Annotated in this window: 25 protein-coding genes and 1 tRNA gene; 9 read left to right on the forward strand and 17 right to left on the reverse strand. The window is 35.0% G+C overall.

The features are described 5' to 3' along the window. Positions 1 to 36: 36 nt before the first annotated feature. The 4 genes from EDC58_RS03160 to lepA are packed head-to-tail and all read right to left on the reverse strand — an operon-like array spanning position 37 to position 4,686. Positions 37 to 696: an SDR family NAD(P)-dependent oxidoreductase gene (locus tag EDC58_RS03160; protein ID WP_123352050.1), complete on the reverse strand. Its 660-nt coding sequence runs from the start codon at positions 694 to 696 to the stop codon at positions 37 to 39. Positions 697 to 735: 39 nt separating this feature from the next. After that, positions 736 to 1,935 carry a M48 family metallopeptidase gene (locus tag EDC58_RS03165; RefSeq protein WP_123352051.1) on the reverse strand — a complete coding sequence of 400 codons (1,200 nt, stop codon included), beginning with the start codon at positions 1,933 to 1,935 and terminating at the stop codon, positions 736 to 738. Continuing rightward, on the reverse strand, positions 1,928 to 2,905 hold the full coding sequence (locus EDC58_RS03170; protein ID WP_123352052.1) for an AI-2E family transporter: 978 nt from the start codon (positions 2,903 to 2,905) through the stop codon (positions 1,928 to 1,930). Before EDC58_RS03170 ends, EDC58_RS03165 begins: the two co-directional genes overlap by 8 nt. Further along, complete coding sequence (lepA, locus tag EDC58_RS03175; RefSeq protein ID WP_123352053.1) at positions 2,905 to 4,686, reverse strand: translation elongation factor 4; 1,782 nt, start codon at positions 4,684 to 4,686, stop codon at positions 2,905 to 2,907. The genes EDC58_RS03170 and lepA overlap by 1 nt, the downstream gene beginning before the upstream one ends. Positions 4,687 to 4,848: 162 nt before the next feature. Here lepA and EDC58_RS03180 point away from each other — a divergent pair, with 162 nt between their 5' ends. The 3 genes from EDC58_RS03180 to EDC58_RS03190 all read left to right on the forward strand — a co-directional run bounded on the left by EDC58_RS03180 (position 4,849) and on the right by EDC58_RS03190 (position 7,232). Continuing rightward, a complete protein-coding gene (locus tag EDC58_RS03180; protein ID WP_123352054.1) occupies positions 4,849 to 5,718 on the forward strand; it encodes a YfdX family protein in 870 nt (289 codons plus the stop codon). A 129-nt stretch (positions 5,719 to 5,847) separates the two neighbouring features. Then, positions 5,848 to 6,264, forward strand: a complete 417-nt coding sequence (locus EDC58_RS03185) for a hypothetical protein (protein WP_123352055.1) — start codon at positions 5,848 to 5,850, stop codon at positions 6,262 to 6,264. Further along, positions 6,261 to 7,232 carry a GGDEF domain-containing protein gene (locus EDC58_RS03190; protein ID WP_123352056.1) on the forward strand — a complete coding sequence of 324 codons (972 nt, stop codon included), beginning with the start codon at positions 6,261 to 6,263 and terminating at the stop codon, positions 7,230 to 7,232. The genes EDC58_RS03185 and EDC58_RS03190 overlap by 4 nt, the downstream gene beginning before the upstream one ends. A gap of 1 nt (position 7,233) precedes the next feature. Here EDC58_RS03190 and infC read toward each other — a convergent pair whose 3' ends face one another. The 5 genes from infC to glmM form a co-directional block, all read right to left on the reverse strand. Then, on the reverse strand, positions 7,234 to 7,767 hold the full coding sequence (gene infC, locus EDC58_RS03195; RefSeq protein WP_123352057.1) for a translation initiation factor IF-3: 534 nt from the start codon (positions 7,765 to 7,767) through the stop codon (positions 7,234 to 7,236). Continuing rightward, complete coding sequence (gene thrS, locus EDC58_RS03200) at positions 7,764 to 9,602, reverse strand: threonine--tRNA ligase (RefSeq protein WP_123352058.1); 1,839 nt, start codon at positions 9,600 to 9,602, stop codon at positions 7,764 to 7,766. Before thrS ends, infC begins: the two co-directional genes overlap by 4 nt. 211 nt (positions 9,603 to 9,813) lie before the next feature. After that, positions 9,814 to 9,889: transfer RNA gene (locus EDC58_RS03205), tRNA-Val, on the reverse strand. After that, positions 9,880 to 10,320 carry a signal peptidase II gene (gene lspA / locus EDC58_RS03210; RefSeq protein ID WP_123352059.1) on the reverse strand — a complete coding sequence of 147 codons (441 nt, stop codon included), beginning with the start codon at positions 10,318 to 10,320 and terminating at the stop codon, positions 9,880 to 9,882. Before lspA ends, EDC58_RS03205 begins: the two co-directional genes overlap by 10 nt. After that, complete coding sequence (gene glmM, locus EDC58_RS03215; protein WP_123352060.1) at positions 10,317 to 11,639, reverse strand: phosphoglucosamine mutase; 1,323 nt, start codon at positions 11,637 to 11,639, stop codon at positions 10,317 to 10,319. The genes lspA and glmM overlap by 4 nt, the downstream gene beginning before the upstream one ends. Before the next feature lie 80 nt (positions 11,640 to 11,719). On the opposite strand from glmM, the gene rpsT reads away from it, so the two are divergent. Further along, entirely contained in the window at positions 11,720 to 11,992 is a 273-nt protein-coding gene (gene rpsT, locus EDC58_RS03220; RefSeq protein ID WP_123352061.1) for a 30S ribosomal protein S20, read from the forward strand. Between the two features lie 70 nt (positions 11,993 to 12,062). Continuing rightward, positions 12,063 to 13,130, forward strand: a complete 1,068-nt coding sequence (gene prfA / locus EDC58_RS03225) for a peptide chain release factor 1 (RefSeq protein ID WP_123352062.1) — start codon at positions 12,063 to 12,065, stop codon at positions 13,128 to 13,130. Here prfA and EDC58_RS03230 read toward each other — a convergent pair. Genes EDC58_RS03230 through EDC58_RS03245 form a run of 4 tightly spaced genes read right to left on the reverse strand, consistent with a single transcriptional unit; the run spans position 13,127 to position 15,949 of the window. Further along, positions 13,127 to 13,552 carry an FxsA family protein gene (locus EDC58_RS03230; protein ID WP_123352063.1) on the reverse strand — a complete coding sequence of 142 codons (426 nt, stop codon included), beginning with the start codon at positions 13,550 to 13,552 and terminating at the stop codon, positions 13,127 to 13,129. The two genes, prfA and EDC58_RS03230, sit on opposite strands and share 4 nt — an antisense overlap. A gap of 5 nt (positions 13,553 to 13,557) precedes the next feature. Next, the gene (locus EDC58_RS03235) at positions 13,558 to 13,947 is read right to left on the reverse strand and encodes a GNAT family N-acetyltransferase (protein ID WP_211325215.1); all 390 of its coding nucleotides are present in this window, start codon (positions 13,945 to 13,947) and stop codon (positions 13,558 to 13,560) included. Positions 13,948 to 13,979: 32 nt separating this feature from the next. Beyond that, positions 13,980 to 15,704 (reverse strand): proline--tRNA ligase, encoded by a 1,725-nt coding sequence (locus EDC58_RS03240; RefSeq protein WP_123352065.1) that lies wholly within the window; start codon positions 15,702 to 15,704, stop codon positions 13,980 to 13,982. Then, positions 15,704 to 15,949, reverse strand: a complete 246-nt coding sequence (locus EDC58_RS03245; protein ID WP_123352066.1) for an RNA-binding S4 domain-containing protein — start codon at positions 15,947 to 15,949, stop codon at positions 15,704 to 15,706. The genes EDC58_RS03240 and EDC58_RS03245 overlap by 1 nt, the downstream gene beginning before the upstream one ends. 53 nt (positions 15,950 to 16,002) lie before the next feature. Here EDC58_RS03245 and EDC58_RS03250 point away from each other — a divergent pair, with 53 nt between their 5' ends. Together EDC58_RS03250 and EDC58_RS03255 are read left to right on the forward strand one after the other, a co-directional pair. Then, positions 16,003 to 17,208: an argininosuccinate synthase gene (locus EDC58_RS03250; protein WP_123352067.1), complete on the forward strand. Its 1,206-nt coding sequence runs from the start codon at positions 16,003 to 16,005 to the stop codon at positions 17,206 to 17,208. A gap of 61 nt (positions 17,209 to 17,269) precedes the next feature. Continuing rightward, positions 17,270 to 18,802, forward strand: coding sequence for an OmpA family protein (locus EDC58_RS03255; RefSeq protein WP_123352068.1), 1,533 nt, complete (start codon positions 17,270 to 17,272; stop codon positions 18,800 to 18,802). Positions 18,803 to 18,852: 50 nt separating this feature from the next. Here EDC58_RS03255 and EDC58_RS03260 read toward each other — a convergent pair whose 3' ends face one another. From EDC58_RS03260 to EDC58_RS03270, 3 genes are all read right to left on the reverse strand, one after another. Next, positions 18,853 to 19,209 carry a response regulator transcription factor gene (locus tag EDC58_RS03260; protein WP_170151105.1) on the reverse strand — a complete coding sequence of 119 codons (357 nt, stop codon included), beginning with the start codon at positions 19,207 to 19,209 and terminating at the stop codon, positions 18,853 to 18,855. A gap of 78 nt (positions 19,210 to 19,287) precedes the next feature. Further along, the gene (locus EDC58_RS03265) at positions 19,288 to 19,701 is read right to left on the reverse strand and encodes a rhodanese-like domain-containing protein (RefSeq protein ID WP_123352070.1); all 414 of its coding nucleotides are present in this window, start codon (positions 19,699 to 19,701) and stop codon (positions 19,288 to 19,290) included. A gap of 58 nt (positions 19,702 to 19,759) precedes the next feature. Further along, the gene (locus tag EDC58_RS03270; RefSeq protein ID WP_123352071.1) at positions 19,760 to 20,419 is read right to left on the reverse strand and encodes a phosphoribosyltransferase; all 660 of its coding nucleotides are present in this window, start codon (positions 20,417 to 20,419) and stop codon (positions 19,760 to 19,762) included. A 116-nt stretch (positions 20,420 to 20,535) separates the two neighbouring features. On the opposite strand from EDC58_RS03270, the gene EDC58_RS03275 reads away from it, so the two are divergent. Further along, positions 20,536 to 21,141, forward strand: coding sequence for a sterol desaturase family protein (locus EDC58_RS03275; RefSeq protein WP_123352072.1), 606 nt, complete (start codon positions 20,536 to 20,538; stop codon positions 21,139 to 21,141). Here EDC58_RS03275 and rgy read toward each other — a convergent pair. After that, positions 21,116 to 24,337 (reverse strand): reverse gyrase, encoded by a 3,222-nt coding sequence (gene rgy, locus EDC58_RS03280; protein WP_123352073.1) that lies wholly within the window; start codon positions 24,335 to 24,337, stop codon positions 21,116 to 21,118. The genes EDC58_RS03275 and rgy overlap by 26 nt on opposite strands. A 71-nt stretch (positions 24,338 to 24,408) precedes the next feature. Between rgy and EDC58_RS03285 the strand changes: the two genes are divergently transcribed. Continuing rightward, entirely contained in the window at positions 24,409 to 25,734 is a 1,326-nt protein-coding gene (locus tag EDC58_RS03285; RefSeq protein ID WP_123352074.1) for a chloride channel protein, read from the forward strand. The last annotated feature ends 63 nt before the right edge of the window (positions 25,735 to 25,797 follow it).

Genomic DNA, 25,797 nt, shown 5'->3' on the forward strand with positions numbered 1-25,797 from the left:
AACATCAAAAAATGACTTGAAAAGGAAAAAAAGAAGTTAAACGAGTCTCACATCCACAAAACTTCCGTTTTCGAACTCGTCAAGTTTTTCAATAGTGTTTACGATTCTTTTGACACCCTCTTCAAGGCCGACTCTTCCAGCTTCAACCCTATCAAGGCTTGGGAATTTAGAATGGTCACCGCTTATCACTTTCGCTACCATATCGGTATCGATAACTCCCGGAGCCAAAGCGTAGATTTTGGAGTCTATCTCTTTTGAATAGATACTCACCATCATATTAACTGCACACTTACTAAGGCTATAACCACCCCATCCCGGATTTCCGTTTACTGCCGCGCCGCTACTCATAACTACGATTTTTTCCGTAAAAGGTGAAATCTCATCTATCAAAACTTTATTCGCCCAAACGTTTATATCGAAGATATTTTGGAGCTCTTTTACACTCCACTCTTTCATAAGCTTAATTTCACCCAAAATTCCGGCATTCAGTATCGCCAAATCCAAAGAATCTATTTCAAGAGCTTCAATAGCGTGAGGTATTTTTTCAAACGCACCCATATCGAGTTTATAAAACCTAACGGCATCGCCGAAAGGATTACTTCTTCCAAGAGCGTAAACCTCAGCTCCTTCTTCAAGGTAATATTTAGCAAGCCCGTAACCGATACCTCTGCTTATACCGGTAATTAATACTTTCATACGCTCCCCTTTTTTAAAACTTGACACAACCTCACAACTTCATTCACTTTCTTTTCTCTCCAATTTCTCAAGTCTTTCTAAAATCGGTGGATGAGTGTAGTGTAAAAACGAATAAATTTTGCTAACTTTCGGGAAGTGTTTGTTTTCTTTTACCAATTTTTTAAGTGCGCTTGCAAGGTCTTTTTTGCTTACAAGCTCGCCACCCGTCTCGTCTGCTGCAAATTCGTTATGACGGCTTACGGCATTAACCAAAGGCTGAAGCAAGAAGAAAATCATATCGCTAAACAATAACGCCAATATCACTATATTAACGCCGTTTTTAGGGATATGGAGCTCATGAAAAAGGGATTGCGGCAAATGTCCGAATATATAAAACAAAACAAAAAGCATAACACCCACAACCGCAATGTTTTTGATTATGTCTTTATGTTTGAAATGTCCGAGTTCATGACCCAAAACAGCCAAAATTTCGTTTTTATCAAGTTTTTTTAATAAAGTATCGAAAAGTACCACCCTTTTACTTTTTCCAAGCCCAGCAAAATAAGCATTTAGCCTCGTATCTCTTTTGCTGGCGTCCATTACGAATATGCCGTTTGATTCGAAACCGACTTTTTTCATCATATCTTCAATTGCCGTTTTTAATTCTTCATCTTCTAACGGCTCGAATTTATTAAACATAGCCGCAAATATAGGATAAAGTACGTTTATCAAAATTACAACCGCAAAAGTAAATAAAAATCCTATTAACCACCAATTCTTAAAATGTTCGATAAAATAGATAAGTCCTGCAAAAAAAGCTCCTCCGAAAATTACGAAAAGAGCTATTTTCTTAATCTCGTCAACTACGAAAAGTTTCCAAGGCGCGACATTAAATCCGAATCTTTTATCGATATGTTTCTCCCAAATATGAATCGGAAGAGTCAAAATATAATTCACCGCAAAAAAAGCAAAAAGTATCTCAAGTTCGCTGAGTAAATCTCCCGGTTTATAAAGTAAAAAGTTCAGAATAAACAGCCCGCCGCTTATCCAAAACACCACTAAAAACATCGAAACGAGGTCGTTGAAGATATTTAGAGTGTGCTTGTTTATCGCATAAAGAGCGGCGTTTTTGTATTCGTCAAGACTCATCAACACCGCCCCTTTTTCAAACTCTTTTTTGATAAAAAAGACTTCGTGAATCTCAAGTACGATTTTTATAAAAATATATATTCCGTATGCCGCAATCAAATAATTAACCATCTATCCTCCTAATTTTGTTTGATAATAAGATACCGAGCCATTTTGTCTTTTCGCTGCTTAAAAGCGCAAGTTTTAGAGTCATCGTAAGAGGTGCCGCCAAAAACATACCTACGATTCCGAAAACCCATCCCCAAAAAAGCAGAGAAAAAAACACCACAGCAGGTGATAAATCAAGCCCGTCTCCCATTATCTTCGGTTCTATTACGTTTGAAACCAAATTATTAACTATCAAATATCCTATCGTCACATATAGTGCAATCTTTATATCATACGTAATCAAAGCTATCAAAACCGCAGGAATCGCCGCAATAATAGACCCTATTACCGGTATGAAATTAAAAACAAAAGCCATAATTCCGAAAAGAAAAGCGTACGGAACCTTAAAAACAATCAAAATCAACGCAATCAAAACGCCCGTTAATGCCGAAGTGAACGTTTTGATAATAAAATATTTTTGAGTGTTTTTAAAAAATAGCTTAAAAGTTTCTTTGTTTTTGGAAATATATACCAATTTTTTGCCGAAATTTTTCGTTTCGAAAATCATAAACGAAACCCCGATAAAAACAACCAAAAACCCGGAAACTATTCCCCCGGCTTTTGCCAAAAACGACTTTATTATCGGTATTATGTTTATCGAAGCGATGTCGAATTTTATTCCGTAAGTATTTAGATAATTATTTACATCACTAAACATTCTTCCCAGTTTTTCCTGATAAAACGCCGCGTTATTTAAAAATTCTTTTAGTGATGAAGTCATAACCAAAAACATCCCGCCGAAAATCAAAACCACCATAACCGCAACGATACTATAAACGATTAAAATATGAAAACCTCTTTTTTCAAAAAACTCTATAATCGGATAAATCAAAACGGTCAAAAAAAGAGATAAAATCAGATAAATCAAAACGGGCGAGAGAAATTTTAGCCCCAAAATAATTATAATACTCGCCGCAATATACAAAACGCTCATTAATCTATCTTTAGCACGCTTAAAAACGCTTCTTGAGGAATATTTACTTTTCCTATGGCTTTCATTCTTTTTTTACCTTTTTTCTGTTTCTCAAGAAGTTTTCTTTTTCTACTGATATCCCCTCCGTAACATTTGGCAGTTACGTCTTTTCTTAGGGCTTTTACGGTTTCGCGAGCGATAATTTTATTTCCGATACTCGCTTGAATCGCCACTTCGAAAAGCTGACGAGGGATAAGCTCTTTCATAACCTTAATAAGCTCTCTTCCTTTTTTCTCGGCTTTGTCTCTTGGAACGATAATACTTAAAGCATCCACAGGCTCGCCAGCAACTCTGATATCCATTTTTACAAGGTCGCCCTCTTTATAGCCGATAGGTTCATAATCAAAGCTCGCATAACCTTTTGTTAAGGTTTTTAGTTTGTCGTAAAAATCGGTAACTATTTCATTTAGAGGAATCTCATATTCAAGCAGTACCCTCTCAGGCGATAAATAATCCATTTTCAGCTGAATTCCGCGTTTTTCATTCAAAAACTGAATCAAATTCCCTACAAATTCGGCAGGAGTTAAAATCGTAGCTTTAACGTACGGCTCGTAAATTTTGTCGATTTTATTCGGAGGAGGAAGTTCGCTCGGGTTGCTAACTTCCATTTCGCTGCCGTCCGTCAGTTTTACTTTATACGTAACGCTCGGAGCGGTTGCGATAAGTTCGATTCCGAATTCCCTCTCAAGTCTTTCTTTGATAACTTCCATATGAAGCATTCCTAAAAATCCTACCCTAAATCCGAAGCCTAAAGCCTGGGAAGTTTCCGGCTCGAAAGTAATCGAATCGTCGTTTAGTTTTAGCTTTTCAAGTGCGTCTCTTAAGTCGTCGTATTTATCGGTATCGATAGGATAAATCCCCGCAAATACGAAACTTTTCGCTTCGCTCATCTCTTCAACGGGCTCCGAAGCAGGATTTTTCGCCATTGTAATAGTATCACCGACTCTAATATCCGCCACGTTTTTTAGCCCCATAACCACAACGCCGATTTCACCCGTTTTGATTTCGTCCGTTTTTAGTTTTCTTAAAGGATGAGGATAATAAAGGTCGAGTACTTTATGTTTTTTACCCGTACCCATTACGAGCGCTTCTTCGCCTTTTTTTATACTTCCGTCAAACACCCTTACAAGACATACCGCTCCGAGGTAATTATCAAACCAGCTATCGTAAATCAAAGCTTTGGTAGGAGCGTTCGGGTCTCCTTGAGGTGCAGGAATTCTTTCGATAATCGCATCAAGGAGCTCTTCTATTCCTTGTCCCGTTTTAGCGCTTACCATAATAGCTTCGCTCGCGTCGATTCCTATAGTCGTCTCTATCTCCTCGGCAACCCTTTCAGGCTCTGCGCTTGGCAAGTCGATTTTGTTTATAACCGGAATAATCTCAAGGTCGTTTTCTATAGCCATATAAACATTCGCAAGTGTTTGAGCCTCTACGCCTTGGCTTGCATCCACGACCAATAGCGCACCCTCACTACTTTTTAAAGATTTGCTAACTTCATGAGAAAAATCGACGTGTCCCGGGGTATCGATTAAATTTAGAATGTGCCCTTTATATTCAAGTCTAACGCTTTGGGCTTTAATCGTAATACCTCTTTCTCTTTCGATATCCATAGTATCAAGAAGTTGGTCTTCTTTTTCTCTTTCGGTAATTCCGCCGCAAAATTCTATAAGTCTGTCGGCAAGCGTACTTTTGCCGTGGTCTATATGAGCGATAATTGAAAAGTTTCTGATTTTATCTTGCATCAACCGCCTTTTTTGATGTAATTATATCTAAATATGTTTTTAAAATTTAGATAATCTTTATTAAGCAAAAATTAAATTTTGAGTCTTTTTAGTGAAAATTCTTGACATAATATGACTAAAATTTATATAATAAGCTTACTAAAATATTTTAAGGAGGGTCATATGAAAAAATTACTTACATCAATGATAGCTGCAAGCTTACTTGTGACATCATCATTCGCTGCTGACGCAAAAACAAACGAAGTTAGCAAAAATGCCGTTATAAAAGCGGAACAAAATGCTCAAAGCGCAACTAAATTGGTAAAAGAAGCTATCAGAGCCATCCAATACACTCAAGACGCTTTAATCTACCTAAACGCAAACAAAAAAGATAAAGCTATCGAATCTTTAAAAAAAGCGGTAGGTGAACTTGCAATAGTACTAAACGCACCGAATGCGCCATATTTACTACCTGTAGATATTCAAATGGAAGCTTATCAATTCAACGGAAAACTCAGCGACGTAGCAAAAATGGTAGCTCAAGCGAAAATTTTAGTAGCTGAAAACAAACTACCTCAAGCAAGAGCAATCCTTAACGCTTTAAGAGACGAAATTGTAATCAAAACAATCAACCTACCGCTTGCAACATATCCGGCGGCATTGAATTTGGCTATCAAATACATCAACGAAGGGAAAATCAAAGAAGCAAAAGACGTACTTGCTATGGCGCTTTCAACTCTTGTAGAAGTTGATACTATTATTCCTATTCCTATCGTAAAAGCCGAAGCTCTTGTAAAACAAGCAAGTAAAATCGTTAAAAAAGACAAAAAAGAAGCTCTAAGATATCTTGAAGAAGCGAAATATCAACTAAAACTTGCGGAAACATTAGGTTATACAAGCAAAAGTTCAACTACTTACAAAATGTTAAAAGACGCGATTAATCATCTTGAAAAAGAGATAAAAGCCAACCATAAAACCGGAGGATTATTCGAAGAACTCATTAAAAAACTTAAAGAGTTCAAAGAAAAAGCAATCGAACATATCAACAAATAATTCTCCTTTTTCTTCTTTTTTTCTTAAGATTTCCTTAATCTTACATCAATTTTACTTTAAATTTTTATAATATCATTTAAAAGTCAAGAAAAGATTGTATTATCAACTTTAAAAAATGCAAGGATTATAATGAAATTCTTAATTTCATCATTAGCATTTATTACAATATTAATTGCAAATGACTCGTCAAAGATAGTTATAAAAAATGGAAAAATTGACTATTTTACAAATAATCAAATTAAAACTTTAAAATGCACTTATGCAATAAATCCCTTTGACACTAAAAAGCATTACTATTGTGGAATTCCTTTATTAGATTTTGTAAAAAATGTATGTAAAAAAATAAACATTATAAAATTTACAGCATATGACGATTATGAAACAATTTTCTCCAAAAAAGAAATTAACGATAAAACTATTTTCTTAGCATTCGAAAGCGACAATAAAAAAATAATTCCAAAAATTGTATATACTCAAAAAAATTATCCTCAAACAACTATCTATAAAAAATCGATTTTTCTTATCAAAAAGGCTGAATGTAAATGAAAACAAAACTTTTCTATTTACTATTAATAACAATATCCATATTATTTATTTCCGGACTTGAATACACAAAAAATCAAAAAATAGTTCAAATAAACAAACAAATAGAAACTTTAAAAACCCCAATGCATTTTCTTTTTAATATTCAATATATGTTTAACAAGGCAATGCTAACCAAAGATAAAAAATTGCAACTTCAATATATAAATACTGCTGAATTTTTCACAGATATGATAAAAAACTCTCAAGTTATTAAAAATTTCTTGGAAAAAGAAAAAATAAAAATAAAACAAAATAAAGTAAACCCGACTCAAGATACTAAAAATCTTTATGAGATAATTAAACATACAGCCGAAAGCCAGTACTTAAATATATTAAATAGTTTAGACAACCTACAAAAATACAAACATGTTATCAATCAAACGTTTATATTTATTGATATATCCATTATAGTTTTGAGTGTATTAATAATAATTCTTTTAGAAAACAAACGCCATAAAAACCATCTCGAAGAAGCTTCATTCAAGGATTATTTGACAGATACTTATAATAGAAGAAAATTTTACGAAATCGCAGCTTCACTTCCTAGCGATAAAACACACTCTTTAATAATGCTCGATATCGACCACTTCAAACAGATAAACGACAACTACGGACACGACAAAGGTGATTTCGTATTAAAAGAAGTGGCAGATATAATTCGTCACAACATAAGAAAAAACGATTATATTTTCAGATGGGGAGGAGAAGAATTTATTATTCTTCTTAAAAATACCGACCTTGAAGGAGGTATGAAAGTAGTCGAAAAATTAAAAAACGACATTGAAAGTCACGATTTTCAAGGATTAAAAATCACTTCAAGTTTCGGTATTTGCGAAACGAATAAAATCACTAACGATACTCTCCAAAAACTAGACGAAGCCCTTTACGAATCAAAAAGAAAAGGAAGAAACAGAATAACCGTTGCTTAGGTTATTTTTTCTTTTTCTTCGGAGGCGTTACCAATAGATTGATATAGTTACCTTCAAGTTTAGGTTCGTTTTGTTTTTCGGCAACATCTTTTAGCATATCCCAAACTCTATTAATAACCTCAAAACCTTTCTCAGGCGTTGCAAGTTCTCTACCTCTTAGGAAAACTCTAAGTTTTACGTGTTTTCCTTTTTCAAGGAATTCTCTTGCGTGTTTTACTTTGTAATTGATGTCGTTATCTTGAATTTTCGAAGTGAATTTAATCTCTTTTACTTCGATTTTAACTTGCTTTTTCTTAGCTTCTTTTTTCTTTCTCTCTTGTTCGTATTTGTATTTTCCGTAATCCATTACTTTTGCAACCGGCGGATTGGCCTGAGGCGCTACAAGCACCAAATCAAGCCCTTTATTGTATGCAATTTCAAGCGCTTTTTGCGAATCTACTATTTTAGGCTCGCCTTCTCCGTCTACGAGTCTCACTCTGTCAGTAAAATCGATAATATCTTCATTAATTAACGTTTTATCTTGTTTCTTACTCATAGTTTTACCTCGCTAAGTTTTTTAATCATTTCCACAAATTCTCCTTTTGTCATTTTGTATTGTTCTCTTTTGCGTCTATCGCGGATAGCAACAGTGCCGTTTTCCACCTCTTCATCACCGATAATTACAACATAGCCGACTCTTTGTTTTTCGGCGTTTCTGATTCTTTTATTAAGCGAATCGTTGCTTGCGTAAATTTCAGTTTTTAAATCGTTCTCAAGCAGTTCTTTTTGAATCTCTTTTGCATAATCTATATGTTTTTCTCCGATAGGTACGAATATCGCCTTAATAGGTGCTATAAACGTCGGAAATTCACCCGCGTAATGTTCTGTCAGAATCGCAATGAATCTCTCGAAACTTCCGATAATAGCCCTATGAATCATTACAGGACGTTTTCTTTCGTTGTTTTCGTCGATATAGCTGATATCGAATCTCTCAGGCAGGTTAAAGTCTACTTGTATAGTACCGCATTGCCATTTTCTACCGATAGCATCTGTGATTTTGATATCGATTTTCGGCCCGTAAAACGCTCCACCGCCTTCATCGATTCCGTATTCTCTTCCAAGTTTATTTAAAGCCGCTTTAAGAGCGTTTGTCGCTTTTTCCCAAATTTCGTCACTACCTATAGATTTTTCAGGACGGGTTGAGATTTCCATTTCGTATTCGAATCCGAATCTTTGCATTATAGAATCGACAAAATCAAGTACTTTAATCACCTCTTCTTCTATTTGATCCGGTCTACAGAAAATATGAGCGTCGTCTTGCGTAAACTCTCTAACTCTAAGAAGTCCGTGAAGTACACCGCTTTTTTCATGTCTGTGGACTGTTCCGAATTCGAAAAATCTAAGAGGAAGCTCTTTATAACTTCTCGTTTTGTGCCCGAAAATTTTTACGTGAGCAAGGCAGTTCATAGGTTTGATACCGTACTCTTCTGCAGGTTTGTTCGGATCGTCGTGTTCTATTTCGGTAAAGTACATATTTTCTTTGTAGTTGTAATAATGTCCCGAAATTTTCCACATATGACTTCTAAGAAGCTCAGGTCCTCTTACGGGGTCGTATTCGCGTCTGATATGAGCCGAATATAAAAGTTTTTCCAAATTCCCTCTAAGAAGCGCGCCTTTCGGAAGCCAAATAGGCATACCCGCTCCGATTTCTTCGTCAAACATCCAAAGTTCAAGTTCGGTTCCGAGTTTTCTATGGTCTCTTTTTTGAGCTTCTTCAAGCATTTTTAAGTATTTTTGAAGTGCGTCTTTAGTAGCGAATGCAGTTCCGTAGATACGAGTCAGCATCTCTTTTGAGCTGTCACCTCCAAGATAAGCACCCGCAACTTTTTGTAATTTTACGTTTTGAAGATATTTTGTATTCGGTACGTGAGGGCCTCTACACAAATCTTCGAAATCACCTTGTTTATAAATCGATACCGTATCTCCCGGTATCATTTTTAATACTTCTTGTTTTAGCTCGTCGTCTTTGAATTTTTCGATAGCCTCATCTTTTGTGATTTCGTATCTTGTGATATCGAATTTTTTCTTTGCGAGCGCTTTCATTTTCTTTTCGATATTTTTTAAGTCTTTATCACTGATTGGCTCGCTTGTTTTTAGGTCGTAGTAAAATCCGTTTTCAATAGTAGGCCCTACATAAAATTTAGCATCAGGATATAGCTCTTTTATCGCTTGAGCCATTAAATGCGCAGCAGAGTGGCGAATAATTTCAAGTGCGTCTTCACTATCGTCGAAATATATAGGTGTTGCGTTGCTCGTATCGATATTTTTGGCTTCGATTGTCTGTAAATCGACAATATTATCGCCTATTTTGTATCCAATAACATCACTCATTAAAATCCTTTTGAAATATTAGAAGTTGTAGATTGATTGCAGTAGCGTTTTGTGTAGAAAAAATCTTATTCAAGTGTCTCCTTGTTTATTGCAATCTCCTTGTGTTTAATTTTTATGAATTTTATCTTAAATTTATTTTAATGTCAATCGTTAAAGAAACATAAAAAAATCAATTTATGGATTGTACTATTTTAGAAAGATTTTTTTGAAGTGGTGGTCGCAGCTGGACTCGAACCAGCGACCCCTACCGTGTCGGGGTAGTGCTCTACCAACTGAGCTATGCGACCGACTTCGGAATTTTACCAAAAATATAATAATAAACAAATACCAAAATGGAAAAATCTATCATAACATCCGCAAAATTAAATATTGCAAACTTAAATCCGCAATGCCAATAGACATAATCCACCACTCCGCCTATTAAAAACCTATCAAGTAGATTTGATAATGCCGCCGCTAATAATATCCCCGTAATTATCGGATGTTTTTTTATTATTTTTTCTTTATAAAGAAATATCGCAAGAAGTATTATTATCCCGAGCTGTATGAATTTTAGGTTGCTACCAAGAAAACTCAAAAGCGAAAACGCTATTCCTTTATTTATGGCAAGCACTAAAGAGATACATTTGCTATGCCACTCGAATCCGTGCAAAAACAGCTGTTTTAAAAGCTGGTCTATAAAAAAAACGGCGAAAAAAGAGAGAAAAAATTTTTTCATGAAAGCTTACTTTTGAAGAAGTTAGTCAATTTCTCAAGCAGCTCTTTTGCCTTTTTGTGCTCTTTACCTTCTACCAACAGTCTAAGTTTGTTTTCGGTACCCGAATATCTCACAAGATGTCTATACCCTTCTTTTTCTACCGATTTTAACATTTCATCGGCGCCTTCGATTTTTTCAAGAGGAATTTTTTCGGAGACGTTTATATTTGTCTGGACTTGAGGATAAAGTTCAAAAAGATTAAACGCTTCACTTGCTTTTTTGCCGCTCTCAAGCACATACGCGATAGCCTGAAGAGCACTAACAAGTCCGTCACCCGTCTTTGCGTAATCGCTAAATATAATGTGTCCCGATTGCTCTCCGCCGAAATTCAAATCTTTTTCTTTCATAACTTCAAGTACGTATTTATCCCCTACTTTGCTTCTATAGACTTTTATTCCGTATTTTTTTAGAAAATCTTCAAGAGCTCCGTTACTCATAACGGTTACGGCTATACCGTTGTTTTTGAGTTTTCCTTTTTGATGTAAATAATATGCAAGAGCACCTAAAAGTTTATCTCCGTCAACCAAATCTCCGTTTTCATCCACAACAACGAGCCTGTCGGCATCCCCGTCAAGCGCAAAACCGATATCGGCTCTATATTCTTTCACTTTTTGTGCCAAAAATTCAGGATGCATAGCTCCGGCGTTTTGGTTGATATTAAATCCGTTCGGATTATCGTTTATCGTAATCACATCGGCCCCAAGTTCGCTAAAAATAGTCGGTGCGACCTTGTAAGCCGCTCCGTTTGCCGTATCAATGACAATTCTAACTCCGTTTAAATTCAAATGTTTAGGAAAAGAAGATTTGATATGCACGATATATCTACCGATAACGTCGTCGATTCTTTTACTTTTTCCTATATCTTTTCCCGTTTTTAAGTTAAAATTGTTTTCAAAATATCTTCTTTCTATAGCTTCTTCAATATTTTGAGATAATTTATTACCTTCGTTATTAAAAAATTTAATTCCGTTATCATAATACGGATTGTGACTCGCACTTATCATTATTCCGCCGTCACATCTCATATCTTCAGTCAAAAACGCAATCGCAGGAGTTGGCATAGGACCTATTTGAATTACGTCATACCCAATAGCGGTAAGTCCGCTAACTATGGCGTTTTCTATCATATAACCGCTTCTTCTCGTATCTTTTCCTACCAATATTTTTCCCGTTTTTTTAGGAATAACTTCACCAAATGCCATTGCGAGGTTCATAGCAAGACTCGGAGTTATAAACTCTCCCGCTTTCCCCCTCACTCCGTCAGTTCCGAATAATTTCATCCTTTTCCTTTCCAAAATGAAATAACGATTTGCAAATTTTACCAAATTTTTATAAAATACGCTTCAAAAAAAGGAACTATATGGCAAACACAAAATCAGCTCAAAAAAGAATCAGACAAACTAAAAAAAGAACAGAGAGAAACAGATACTACAGAACAAGAATCAAAACTATCACTAAAAACGTAGAAAAAGCTGTAGAAGCTGGTGATTATGCAAAAGCTCTTGAATATTGGAAAGTAGCAAACAAAAAATTCCAAAGCTACATCAACAAAGGTATCTTAAAGAAAAATACTGCAAGAAGAAAAATCAGCAGACTTCACAAACTTGTAAAATCAATCGAACCGGCAAGCTAAAAAACCCGTCGAATTCCCAGATTCCCCTCCTTGCTTTTTAATGTTATAATTCCACCAAAAAAGGATATTTATGCTTCTTGAAAAGTTACAACCTTTTGTCGAAAAATATAATGAAATCAACCAAAAACTCTCATCTCCCGAAATTACCCAAGATATAAAACAGATGACGAAACTATCCAGAGAAGCCAGACAACTTGAAGAAATAGTAAATAAAGCCAAAGAATACGAAGAGCTGTTAAATACTATCGAAGAAGCGAAATCAATGCTTGACGACCCGGAAATGGCGGAACTTGCAAAAGAGGAATTAAAAGAAGCTGAAGAAAAACTTCCTAAGTTAGAAGAAGAGATAAAACTACTCCTTTTACCTAAAGACCCGAATGACGATAAAAACATCTATCTTGAAATAAGAGCCGGAACCGGAGGAGATGAAGCGGCATTGTTTGTGGGTGACTTGATGAAAGCATATGTAAGATACGCTGAAAAAAAAGGTTGGAAAATAGAGATAGTGAGCGAAAGCAAAAACGATATCGGCGGATTTAAAGAGATTATTCTTTTGATAAAAGGGGAAGGCGCATACAGCAGACTGAAATACGAAGGCGGAACTCACAGGGTCCAAAGAATCCCGGCTACCGAATCCCAAGGAAGAATCCACACTTCAGCAGTTACGGTAGCGGTTATGCCAGAAGTTGACGACGTAGATATAGAACTCGACCCGAAAGACATTAAAATCGAAGTTATGAGAGCCGGAGGTGCTGGAGGTCAGCACGTAAATAAAACCGAAAGTGCCGTCAGGATGACGCACATCCCAACAGGCATAACGGTATCGATGCAAGATGAAAGAAGCCAACAAAGAAACAAAGAAAAAGCCCTTCAAATTCTAAAAGCAAGAGTTTATGAAAAACTCGAAAGCGAAAGACTCGCAAAAATCGGAGAAGCAAGAAAAAGCCAAGTGGGAAGCGGTGACAGAAGCGAGAGAATCAGAACGTACAACTATCCTCAAAACAGAATTACCGACCACAGAATAGGCCTTACTCTTTACAGACTCGAACAAATTATGAGTGAGGGATTATTTGACGAAATTATCGACCCTTTAATAGCCCACTACCAAGCCGAAGCCCTAAAAGAAGCGGGGCTTTAGTCTTTCTTTTCTATAATTTCTACGATTTCGACATCGATAATATCATCATCGCTTGAAGTGTGATAATTTTGATAATGAGTTGTTTTTGGCTTTAAAAACTTCTTAGCAAACCATCTTGCTATCGGCTCCATTAAAAACAAAATTCCCAATATATCACTAAATACTCCCGGAATTATCAGCAAAAAAGCACCTATAAGTCTAAAAAGTCCGGCAGTCATAAACTCTTCTTGAGTCATTTCCATTCGCATTACTTTTTGCATTTCAACGGCAAGAGAAAAATGAAGCGTTCTTAAAATATACACCCCAACTATAGCTGTTACTATAACTTCTATAAAAAGCCCTATAGGAGTAAAAATTTTCGCAAATTCATAAGAAAAAAGAATTTCAAAAAAAAGATACGCCAAAAAATATAAAAGTGCCATAATTTTTACCTTTTTAGAAGAACTAAATCCTCAACTTTTTTAAACCCGAATTTTTCATAAAAACCTATCATCTCTTCTTTACAATAAAGCTCGAACGTTTTTACGTTTTTTAATTCTTCGTGGTTTAAAATATTTTCCATTAAAATTTTAGCCAAACCTCTGTTTCTACAATCGCTCCTAACTATTACGTCAAAAATAAAAGCTTTGTAAACTTTATCGCTTAAAACTCTACTAAAAGCTATAAGCTCGTTATTTTCCACTATTCCAAAAACAAAAGTGGAGTTTTGAAGCATTTTTATTACTTCTTCTTTGCTTCTTTTATTCGTCCACCATTCGTTTTTGTAAAGAGCCATCAAATCATCGATATATTCATCTACATTATAAACTATTTCCATTATCACTCTCCGCTAAAAAATCCTCAGATTTTTTAGCGATTAATTAATTCCATAACCTTCTCAAACGCTTCACCGGCCTCTACTTCAAATTTCTCACCAGTTTTCCTATCTCTAACTTCAACTTTTCCGTCTTTAAGTTTCTTACCTACAATCACTCCCACAGGAAATCCCACAAGCTCGAAATCGGCAATTTTAGGCCCGAATCTTTCGGCTCTATCATCAAGCATTACTTTAACGCCGGCTTTTTGAAGGTCTTCATAAAGTTTTTCGGCAAATTCAAGCTGCTCGGTTTTTTTAACGTCTCCTACGATTATATCCACTACAAACGGAGCTATCTCTTTTGGCCAGACAATTCCCTTATCGTCGTGATTTTGCTCGATTGCGGCAGCTATCAGACGACTAACTCCTATCCCGTAACACCCCATAATAAACGGCTTGGCTTTTCCGTTTTCATCAAGAAACGTAGCGTTCATCGGCTCGCTATAAACCGTCCCGAGTTTAAAGATATGTCCTACTTCTATACCTTTTGTAATTCTAAGAGGCGCACCGCATTTAGGACATTTATCTCCTTCTTTTACGGCTGCTATGTCTCTATAAATAGTTAGATTCCCAAGCAGATTAGCATCAAGTAGTCCCGCACCTTTAATATGATAATCTTTCTTATTCGCACCGCAAACAAGTTCTTCCGCCATTCTCAAATCATCATCAATCACATACTTCACATCAAAAGGAAGCCCGAACGGTCCTATGAATCCAGGCACAAGCCCGGCTTTTTCAAGCTCTTCTTCACTCGCATCCACAAGCTCAAGCGCTCCTATTGCGTTTTTGGCTTTTGTCTCTTCCAAGCTGTCAGTACCTCTTACAAAAAACACGACAACTTCTTCTTTTCCGTCATCATATATTGCCTTTTTAGCTACCGCTTTTATACTGAAATACGGGTCGATTCCCAAAAATTCGCACACCTCTTCAATAGATTTTTTATCTGGAGTATATACTTCTTCTATTACTTCGGTTTTTACAGGATTTTCTCTTTTTTCGTGTTTTCTTGTGGCAACCTCGATATTCGCCGCATAGTTACACTCGCTGCAAACTACGATATCATCTTCTCCCGTATCCGCAAGCACCATAAATTCGCGACTACCACTCCCTCCTATAGCGCCGCTATCGGCCTCAACCACTCTAAAATCAAGACCCATTCTCTCAAAAATCTTTTCATAAGTTTCCTGCATAAGATTAAATTCTCTATCCAAATCCTCTCTTGTAGCATGGAAAGAATACGCGTCTTTCATAATAAATTCACGACCTCTAAGAAGTCCGAATCTCGGTCTTGCTTCATCTCTAAATTTAAGGTTTATCTGATATAAATTTACCGGCAGTTGTTTATAGCTTTTGATAGTACCTCTTACCAAATCCACCACACTCTCTTCATTTGTAGGAGAAAGTACGAACTTTTGCCCTTTTCTATCTTCAATCCTAAGTAGCTCGTCCCCGTATTTTTTAGCTCTTCCCGTCTCTTCCCACAATTCATAAGGAGTTACGAAACTAAGCATTACTTCCTGAGCCCCCGCTTTATCCATCTCTTCTTTTATAATGTTTCTAATATTATCAAGCACCATTTTCCCAAGAGGCGCAAAATCATAAATACCTGCCGCCACTTGCTTAATATATCCGCCTCTTACCAAATACTTGTGACTTGCTACGACAGCGTCTTTTGGCGCTTCTTTTAATGTATATGCAAAAAATCTACTCCATCTCATCAAATCTCCTTTACGTATTCGCTTTTTTTGCTTTTAGGAATGGTTTTTGTCTCCGGCAACTTTAAAACTTCGTATTTTTTTATTCCGCTAAGATAATGTATCTCTATAACATCTCCTACTTTTACGTCTTTTGCGCTCTTTGCTTTTTTGCCGTTTATAAAAACTACGCCTTCTTTACACATCTCATCGGCTATTGAGCGTCTTTTTACGATATTCACCGCATTTAAAAATTTATCTATTCTCAAATTTAGCCTTTTTTTGCCAAATTATACTATAATTGCACTAAAAAAGGATATCGATGAAAGTAGTTTTGGCTTATAGCGGCGGACTTGATACGAGTGTTATTTTAAAATGGCTTCAAGATAAATACAATGCGGAAGTTGTAACGTTTACGGCTGATATCGGACAGGGTGAAGAAGTAGAAGAAGCAAGAGAAAAAGCACTTAAACTTGGCGTAAAACCTGAAAACATCTTTATTGAAGACTTAAGAGAAGAGTTTGTTAGAGATTACGTATTTCCTATGTTTAGAGCGAATGCTATTTATGAGGGTGAATATCTTCTTGGGACTTCAATTGCAAGACCGTTAATTGCAAAAAGACAAATAGAAATCGCAAAACAAGTAGGCGCAGAAGCGGTGGCTCACGGCGCGACAGGAAAAGGAAACGACCAGGTGAGATTCGAGCTTGGATATTACGCGCTAAAACCTGATATTAAAGTTATCGCTCCTTGGAGAGAGTGGGATTTGAATAGTAGAGAAAAACTTCTTGCATATGCGGAAAAACACGGAATTCCTATTCAAAAACACGGAAAAAAATCTCCTTATTCAATGGATGCAAACCTACTTCACATTTCTTATGAAGGCGGAATTTTGGAAGACCCTTGGGCTGAGCCTGAAGAAGATATGTGGAGATGGACGGTAGCCCCTGAAAAAGCTCCTGATAAACCAGAATATATCGAAATAGAATTTAAAAACGGAGACCCTATTGCAATCAACGGAAGCGCAATGACTCCGGCTCAAATTCTTGAAACTCTAAACGAATACGGAAAAAAACACGGAATCGGTAGAATCGATATCGTTGAAAATAGATTTGTCGGTATGAAATCACGCGGATGCTATGAAACTCCGGGAGGTACGATTCTTTTAAAAGCCCATAGAGCGATTGAAAGCATTACACTTGATAAAGGTGAAGCTCATCTAAAAGATGAAATAATGCCAAAATACGCAGAGCTTATCTATAACGGATTTTGGTTTGCGCCTGAAAGAGAAGCTCTTCAAAAACTAATCGACAATACTCAAAAAAATGTCGAGGGAACCGTAAGGCTCAAACTTTACAAAGGAAACGTACAAGTTGTTGGAAGAAAATCTCCAAAATCACTCTTCAGTCCTGAATTTGCTACATTTGAAGAAGATAGCGTATATAATCAAAAAGACGCTGAAGGCTTTATTAAACTTAACGCACTAAGATTTATCATCGAAGGTTATGTAAGAGGGAAAAATAAATAATTTCCTTCCTTTCTTATTTTATATTTTAATCAAATAGATTCAAACGAAAAAGGGGTATTTCATGAAATCGAGAAATATATTTAAGATACTTTTAACTTCAATTTTTATATTATCTTTCACAGGTTGTGTGGAATTAAACCAAATTACTCAAAAAACAAAAACATTTATTAATAAAACTTTTTCAAATCCTAACGAACAAAAAGAAATTTCTTATTCCAAAATTAAATCCGACAAACCGGTATTGCTTATCATTTTAGACGGCTCAGGAAGTATGGGAGAAAAAGATTCAAGCGGTAAAATAAAAATGAATGCAGCAAAAGAATCATTAAAAGATATTTTAAACAAAGTAGACACAAAAAAAGTAAATATTTCTTTAATGGCATTTAATCACGGTTGCGGCAGCACTAAACTACTCGTACCGCCTACCGACAATATCAATCAAGTAATAAATACCGCAGATAAAATCGAACCCGAAAATAAAACTCCACTTGCTTACTCTTTAAAAAAAGCTGGTGATTTTATAAAAGCCGTGCATCAGCCGGTAAAAATTATTTTAATTACCGACGGTATAGAGACATGTAACGGAGACCCCGTTTATCAAGCAAGAATGTTAAAACAAAAATACGGTGCGGATATTCAACTTTATGTAATAGGTTACGGTGTTGATACTTTTACAAAAAAATCATTAGAAAAAATAGCTAAAGCTGCAAACGGTGAGTATTTCGATGCCAAAAACAGTATGAGCTTAAATGAATATATCAATAAAATATCAAAGAAACTGAAAATTGTTTCTAACAATTGGAACGGAGACACATTTAAGTTTAATATCAATTTCGATAGTAATTCCTATAAAATAAAACCGAAATACATACCTCAAATAAAAAAATTGGCACAATATCTAAAAAATACAGGCTACGGGGCGGAATTACAAGGACATACCGACTCTACGGGAAATGCAAAATACAATGAAAAATTATCATTAAAAAGAGCACAAGCCGTAGTAAACAAACTAATAGAAATGGGAGTAGACAAAGATAAAGTTTATGCCGTAGGATACGGAGAATACGCACCTATCGCTTCAAATGACACTCCCCAAGGAAGATTTTTAAATAGAAGAGTTGAAGCACATATTATAAAAGACGGAAACTTAAACATCTCTCATCTTAATAAAATAAACCTTGAAAAGAAAACAACTATTAAAAACGCTACAAAATATTCGTTTATCGGATATTATAAATTAACCGACCCGAAAAGAACGTTCGATCAATACCATACCTATCTTGTATTATATGCCAATAATACGGGACAATTTAGCGAATACGCATTTAATAAAAAAATGACTTATAATCAAAAATTTAGTTGGAAATATAATAAAAACAGTGAAACCTTAACATTAGATTTTACTTTTAACGGAAAATACCCTAATAATGCCGTTTTCAAAGGTAAATTAACAGGAAATATAAATGACTTTTATGCTTCAGGACATTGGTCAAACGGCAAACCTGGATATATTCACATCCAAAGAGTTACAAGAGATGAATATGAATGTACACAAAATAACGGAAGATTTATAAACAATCAATGTTTATATTAAAAGGAAACTTTTTTTCCTTTTTTTATTAAAATTTGACAATCCTTTGACACTTATTTTAATATTTGATTAATCTTTTCTACAAGAACGCTTAAATCGATACTTTTTGAGAGATAATCCGTAGCTCCCGCTTCAAAAGCTTTTTGTTTACTCTCTTTATCTTCGATAGAAGTCAAAAACAAAATAGGCACGCTACTGAATTTTCTAATCGCTTTTGCAACGTCATATCCCAACATACATGGTAACATCACATCAAGTAAAATCAAATCGGGATTATGCTGTTTTGCCATTTCTACCGCGCTAATTCCGTCATAAGCACTAACAACATCATAATCACTATAAGTTAAAAAAGTACTTATAGTATCATTAAGTAATTTTTCATCTTCAACGACTAAGATTTTTCGATTCACTATCTCTCACTTTTTTTTATTGAAACTATACCGAAGAAAAATGAAATTAAAATAACAAAAAGAAGAAAAAAAGAAGAATTAACCTTCCGTATGAGCTTTATGGGCTTCGATTAAATATTTGATATCGTCAGTCATTACGAATACGTTTTTATATCCGAGCACGTCAAGAAGACCTTTTACTCTATTAGCAAAAAACGCTTTTCTACAAGCAACTACGATAGGCTGAGTTTTATCTTCAGGTAAAATATCCAAATATTCCGTAAATTCCGGATACGGAGTATAGTACGCTGTCGGAATTCCGGCTTCTTCAGCATTTTCACCTTCTACCAAATTAGGCAACGTTACATCAAGTAAAATAGCACCCGCATCTTTTATCAGCTCTCTTGTTTTATGAATATCGATATTTCCAAGTCCCGGTTTTTCTTTATTAAGTTCAATTGCTTCTTTGAATCTTTCAACTACTTCTTGTTCAAATGGTGTTAATTTTGCCATTAGCCCCTCCTTAAATTAATTTTAGTTATTATAACTCAAGTTTATTGATTTGTCAAGTTCATCTAAATTGAGACAATATTTCTTTAACTTCTTTATCGCTCAACTGATGAAAATCCTCATACCATTGTCCCACACTCATAAACATAGGAGGAGTTTCCAAAATTACGAGATTATGAGAGACTTTTCTAAGCATTTCAAGTACATTTTCATCCGCAGGTGCAACCGGTGCCGCAATAGTGATGCTTCTTGGCATATCTCTAACAACGCTTTGAGCGGCAAGATACATACTCGCTCCCGTCGCAATACCGTCATCTACTAAAATAACATCTTTTCCTTCAAGAGGTAAAGGCTCTACTTTATAAGTATCTCTTTTTCTTGCCATTTCTTGAATTTTTTCAAGCGCTTTTTGTTGAATATAAGATTCGTCAACATCAATTCCTCTAGCTTTTAAAGTTTCAATAGCATTAGTATTTACAAAAACAAGACCGCTTTCACTTACACTACCTATCGCAGCTTCTTCATTTACGGGAGACGGTATTTTTTTAACGAACAAAATATCAAGAGGAGCATTGATTTCTTTTGCAATTTCTGCAGCCACAGGTACTCCGCCTCTTGGCAAAGCTACTACAACAGGATCTACAATTCTTCCGGATTGAATTAATTCTTTTATTTTTTCTCCAAGAAGTCTTCCGGCCTCAGTTCTGTCTTTAAATATCATCTTGAATCCTTTTTTTTGGGGATTATAACAAATATATGAAATTAATATTAAAATAACGTTAGCTTTGATATAATTCTAAATTATTATAAGTATAAGTCCTGGTTAAGGAGGGGTAAATGAAAGATTTAATTTTAAAAGTAACCGCAAGCAAGTGGAACTATTATCTAAGCTTGATAACTGACGGTTTAACAGCTCTTGTGTTTTTAGTATTGAGTATAATTTACTCAAAAGACGTATGGGCGAGTATCGCTCTTTTTGTTCTTGGAGTTATCATATTTACATTTATAGAATACGCCGTACATGCTTGGCTTTTTCACGAAAACCATCCTTTAAAAGTTTTCATTGAAGGACACGCACACCATCACCAAAACCCATTTAGTTACGACGCTATGCCGTTTTTTATGAGTGCGCTTATAGCTTCGATTTTCGTATGGTTATTTCATTTCATTATGCCTCTTGGAGACGCTTTTGCCATCGTAGGAGGTATGGCTCTTGGATATTTCAACTACGGAATTATGCACCACATTATGCATAGACGTGAATTTTCGAGCAAATATTGGAGATATATGCAAGAGTTTCATTTCGTTCATCACAAAAAACCTAAAATGAACCACGGAATTACGACTGATATTTGGGATAGAGTATTCGGAACATATTATCAATGGAATGAAGAAGACCTAAAAGGAATCGAAAAACTTAAAAGAGTAAAGAAAAAAGCTTAATCAGTTCTTTTTTATAATCGCCTTTTCCCTCTTCTATTTCATCCATTAACTCTTCAAGTTTGGCTGTAAATTCTTCGCTTACAAACTCTTTATATTCGCTTTTATCTAAAATATCTATCACTTTAAACCCGAGTCTTGTCGCAAATAAAAAGCCGTGTTTTTCTATAATATATTTTCTCTCAAGCAGTTTTTCGATAGTAATTGCATAAGTTGAAGGTCTTCCGATTCCTTTTTCTTTCATCGTATCTATAACCTCGGCATAGGTAAAAGGAGTGAATTTACTTTTTTCGAAAATCTCTTTTTTCGCTTTGAATTCGCCTTCATTTACTTTTTTTATCTCAATTTCATATACCAAATCACACCCGTGTTCTAAAATTTCGGTTAAAAATTCAAACTCTTTATCAAAAAGCGAGAATTTCTCTTTTTTTACTACCGCCTCTTTCATTTGAGAAGCGATAAACCTTCTAAAAATCAAATCGTAAAGCTTTATATGTTCGTTTGTTAAATTTAGGTTTTTCATTAAAAGATAACTTTTTAAATCGTTCGCATCCATAGCGCTCGTAGCTCTTATCGCTTCGTGCGCTCCGCCGCTGCTTTCAAAACTCCTAAGCTTTACAAATTCGCTTCCGAATCTCTCTTTTATATACTCTTTTGCGATATGCTCTCCAAGCGGTGAAATTCTTATGGAATCGGTCCTATGATACGTAATAAATCCGCTTTCAAAAAGCTCTTGGGCCAATTTCATCGTTTTTTGAGGAGAAAATCTAAGCTTAAGAGCCGCTTCTTTCAAAAGAGCGGAAGTATTGAAAGGGGTAAAAATATAATTTTCAATTTCTTGAGATACTTTTTTAATAACGACTTTATCTATTTTTTCAAAAAACTCTTTTGCTTTTTGCTTATCTTCAAAAACAAACTCAAAATTTACATCACTAACACTCACTCTAACGACATAAATTTTCTCTTTTAAACTCTCCGTCCTCTCACAAATCCACCTAAGTACCGGTGTTTGTACTCTTCCGGCGGATAAATGAGCGTTTTTTAGAAGTTTTTGGAGATACTGAGAGATTTTAAATCCGACCCACCTATCCGAAATTCTTCTTAAAAACTGAGCCGCCACCCAATTTTTATTGACTTCTCTTAAATTATTTAGAGCTTCTTCGAATGCGTATTTGGTGATTTCGTGAAATTCGGCTCGTTTGATGTTGAAATTATAAGGTTTGTTGTTTAGTGTCAAGTCAAATGCAATTTTTTCTCCTTCTCTATCGGGGTCGGTTGCAATTATCACCTCTTCAACCTCGGCGGAAGTTAGATTGAAAGCATCCAAAATTTTATCTTTGTTTTCCAAAACATGAAAAATCGGGATATATTTATCCTTAACTCCCCAAACACCCTCATCATGTACCAAATCAAAATCATGACCTATACTCGCACTAATAAGCAGTACCCTATTTTCGCTCAATATCTCATAAACACTCACTCCCTCAATCACTCTTCTTGAAGCTTTACCGAAAAATTCGCTTATGGTTTTTGCTTTTGTCGGCGATTCGACGACCACAAACGTAGTTTTTAGAGCTATTTTTTCTTCGCTTTTTCTACTTTCGTCAATTTCTTTTAAGATCTCATCCAAATCAAGAGTATTAATATCCACAAATTCGTTTTTAACAAACCAAGAAAGTCTCTTTTTTAAAGAATAAAAAGCCTTTTGATTATCCACAAGCGTTAAAGCAAGCCCTTTTGTAAGATGCCCTTTATAAAATCTACTCGACCTTCCGCTTGCTTGAATATATCCTGTAATATCCGCAACTATTAACTTTTCCGAGTCAAAACTGATTTCCGGAGAGTTTTTTATTTCGTTTTCGTATTTTTTAATAAACTTTTTTATTTTTTGAGAAATTTCACTCAGTTTTTTTTCGACGTTCGGATGCAATACGCTAAAAAATACGTACTTTTTCATAAATTCTATAGCTTTTTGAAATTCGATTTTTTCATCCTCGTTTAAAATATTATTTTTCAAAAGATAAGGATAAACGCTGAGCAATATAAAATACAAACTCCTGTAATTATCTTCACTAAGCCTAAACTCCATTTTCGGCACACCGACAAAAAGCGTATATCTGATGAACTCAGGCAAATCTATTCCTCTGGCAAGAGGGTTTTTATAACTCGCAAACCCTACGAAAAAACACTCTCCTTTTTTAAATTCTTCGATTTTTTCCTCAAATTCCTCATAAGAATAGGCCTTTATCGAATTTTTTTTCAAAAACTCTATATATTCATAAACCTTTTCTTTGGATTCGTTACCAGGTAAAAACAAAAGTCCGCCTCTGCCAAGCCTTCTTATCCATTCAACCGACTTTTGCCAGGAATATTCAACGTCGTACGAATCGATTACGTTTCTTAATGACAAGTTGGGTCTGCTAATCTCAAATCCCAAAAGATACTTAAACAAAAGCACTCTTTTACTTTTAGGATTCGCCGTAGCCGAAGAGACTATCAGATTGCCTTTTTTCTTTTTTTGAAATTCCTGAAGTTTTTCGTACTCTTTTTTTTCAATCAGCCTCAATGCTTCGTCAATATCTTCTTTTGAAAATCCAACAAGCGACAAAACGTCATCGATTTTTTTGGCACTTTTAAGAATAGAATCAACATCATCTACAAAAACAAGTTTAAAATCTTTATTTATGATTTCTCTGTTTTTATACAAAAATTGAGTGGTCGTAATCAAAATATCGTATTCACCGCTTTTTATTTTCTCTTTTTCTTGTTTTTTACCCGTATATGCCAAAACATCTATCCCCCAAGATTTAAACCTCTCAAGAGCTTGAAGCACAAGAAGTTTTGTTGGGAATATAATATAAGAGTTTTTCTCAAACGCACTGAGTAAAAGCCCGAATGTAGTTTTTCCTATTCCTGTCGGAGCAAGAAGAGCAAACGAATTATCCAAAAAATATCTCTTAGCCCACATTTTTTGAATATCGCTCAAATCATTACCTGTTTTTGAATGAAAAAAATCGTTAAATTCTTCCAATTTCTCTTTTGCTTTGCAAAATTTTTCATAAAACATTAAATTTTCACAATTTTCAAACGATTTAATCTCACTCATACATTTATCGCAAAACTCTCCGTTTTGAAGCCTGTTTGAAGTGATGTCGCCGTGACATCTCGGACATCTGTTTTTGTATATCGATTCGAGCATTTAAGACCTTTTTTTAATTTGATAATATCATAAATGTGTTATAATTGAAAACCTTCAAAAAAAGGGAAAAGATGACTCTAAACCCGGTAAAAATCTTAAAACAATCCCTTACAAAACTATCATTAATAAGAGATTTTTTGCTCGCCTCTTTACTTACCGGATTTATCAGCGGGTTTTTAGTAGTCGTATACGATATCTTAACAAAACTCATTTCAAAATTTTTATATAGAGGAGACCCTTTAGAAACGATTCATAATCTTCCATTGTGGTATTTGGTTTTGATACCTACTCTTTCGATTTTAATCGTAAATTTTATCGTCTCAGTCGATAAAAGCGTAAAAGAGTACGGAGTTAGCGAAATTGCCGAAATCGTAGAAAAAGACAAAGAGATGATTACGATTAAAAACCTTTTATTAAAAATCATAGCTTCCGCTCTATCTATCGGTAGCGGCTTTGCTGTTGGAAACGAAGGTCCGAGTGCGGCAATAGGCGCTATGATTGCATATAAAATCCATAAACTTTTCAAACTTCCAAGCCAACTAATAAAACCGATTATCAGTGTTGGTGCCAGCAGCGGAATAGCCGCTATTTTCGTATCCCCTATAACCGGAATAGCATTTGCCTTGGAAAGCATTGCTTATAATTTTGTAAAAACATATCTTAAATTCATAATCGTAGGAAGCCTTGCCGCTTTTACCGTTTCGGTTTTATATCTTAAACCTTTTCATTTTATTTTTTCAGCCGGAAGAGAGATAGATTTGAAATATATCTATTATACGATGCTATTTATTCCGTTTATTACGTTTTTTATCTATTTTTATCTTATTTTGCAAGACAAAATTCTCTATTTATTAAATTTGAAGCTTTTTAATAAATTCGGAATTATTAAAGATTTGATTTTTGCGATTATCGGTGGAGTAACAATAGCTCTTATCATATATATCAATCCATATGCCGGCTTTACGGGACACAATATCGTCACCTATCTTATAAACAACGCCTATCATATTCCTTTTTTATTAATAATCGAAATTCTTCTTTTAAGAATCATAGCAACCGCTTTTTCAATCTATTCAAATGCCATCGGAGGTATGTTCGTGCCTCTTATGAGTATCGGTGCGCTTGTAGGATACGGATTTGCGGAACTTTTAAATCTTATTCATTTAAACATAGAGCCTTTTTATTTCGCGGCTATAGGAGCTGCCGTTTTTATGGGAGTACTTATGAAACTTCCTTTTACTTCGATAGTTTTGGCGTTAGAAGTTACAAACGACTACAACGTAGTAATCGCAACCGGAATGAGTGTGGCTATTATTTCATATCTTACAAGACTAAACTTCAATCTCAAAAAATTCAATACCATAGATATAAATTTTACTAATTTCAAGCTCCATTGATTTTAGTCAATGAATTTCTCCTTTTAAAATCCTACAATACTCTCACATACAAAATACAAAAGG

The sequence above is a fragment of the Caminibacter pacificus genome (genome assembly GCF_003752135.1).
Classification (GTDB): Bacteria; Campylobacterota; Campylobacteria; order Campylobacterales; family Nautiliaceae; genus Caminibacter; species Caminibacter pacificus.